The sequence below is a fragment of the Photobacterium frigidiphilum genome (assembly GCF_003025615.1).
GTDB classification, from domain to species: domain Bacteria; phylum Pseudomonadota; class Gammaproteobacteria; order Enterobacterales; family Vibrionaceae; genus Photobacterium; species Photobacterium frigidiphilum.
In genome coordinates this window covers 1-999 of sequence record NZ_PYMJ01000122.1, presented here as the reverse complement: position 1 = coordinate 999, position 999 = coordinate 1, and the positions used below count along the sequence as shown (strand labels likewise).

General features: G+C 43.5%; 4 tRNA genes and 1 rRNA gene. All 5 read left to right on the top strand.

The features are described 5' to 3' along the window. Nucleotides 1-60 (top strand): 16S ribosomal RNA (locus tag C9J12_RS30135); the annotation flags it as partial. A 92-nt stretch (nucleotides 61-152) separates the two neighbouring features. Next, nucleotides 153-228 (top strand) — tRNA-Glu (locus tag C9J12_RS30130). Nucleotides 229-256: 28 nt separating this feature from the next. Continuing rightward, nucleotides 257-332, top strand: a tRNA-Lys gene (locus C9J12_RS30125). A gap of 66 nt (nucleotides 333-398) precedes the next feature. Further along, nucleotides 399-474: transfer RNA gene (locus C9J12_RS30120), tRNA-Val, on the top strand. Nucleotides 475-523: 49 nt separating this feature from the next. Then, nucleotides 524-599: transfer RNA gene (locus tag C9J12_RS30115), tRNA-Ala, on the top strand. Nucleotides 600-999: the final 400 nt, after the last annotated feature.

Sequence of the window (999 nt, the reverse complement as noted above, 5' to 3'; positions counted from 1 at the left end):
ACTGGGGTGAAGTCGTAACAAGGTAGCCCTAGGGGAACCTGGGGCTGGATCACCTCCTTACCTAAAGATTTATTGTTTGATGCAGTGTCCACACAGATTGCTTGGTCGAAATGTAAAAGAACACGATATTACCCAATAATATCGAAAACTAAGTCCCGTTCGTCTAGAGGCCTAGGACACCGCCCTTTCACGGCGGTAACAGGGGTTCGACTCCCCTACGGGACGCCACTTTCTTTTAATTAAAGAAAGTAACAAAGGGTCGTTAGCTCAGTTGGTAGAGCAGTTGACTTTTAATCAATTGGTCGCAGGTTCGAATCCTGCACGACCCACCATTTCCTTTCCACGAAGGAACGCTATTTACTTCTGCTTTTTAAAGCGGAAATAAAAAGCAACATCGTGGGCGATTAGCTCAGTTGGGAGAGCACCTCCCTTACAAGGAGGGGGTCACTGGTTCGAGCCCAGTATCGCCCACCATTTTTCTTACAATTCCTAGTTAAGAAAAATGTAAAAGTGAAACAAATTTGGGGTTATAGCTCAGCTGGGAGAGCGCCTGCCTTGCACGCAGGAGGTCTGCGGTTCGATCCCGCATAGCTCCACCACTTTCTAAATGCATTCTCACTCGTGAAGAGTAGAGTGTGGTTAGAAAGTGGATTATTTGTCTCTTAGGAGATAGAAAAAACACATGTTCTTTAACAATCTGGAAAGCTGACTAGTAAATTGAATCTTAGGATTCAATTACAAATGTTTTTATTACTTCTTTTACGAAAGAAGGCATAAAAACGAGTTCTCAAAACAAACACATTCAAGTGTCTGTGTTTTTGTCTTCACTTTTTTAAAGTGGAAACAAAAGAAGAGTCCGGCGAAAACAAATCCTCTCTTGCTCTTGTAAAAGAACAAGCAGAGAAACCTTGGTTGTTGCCATACGAAACCTCTTGGGGTTGTATGGTTAAGTGACTAAGCGTACACGGTGGATGCCTTGGCAGTCAGAGGCGATGAAGG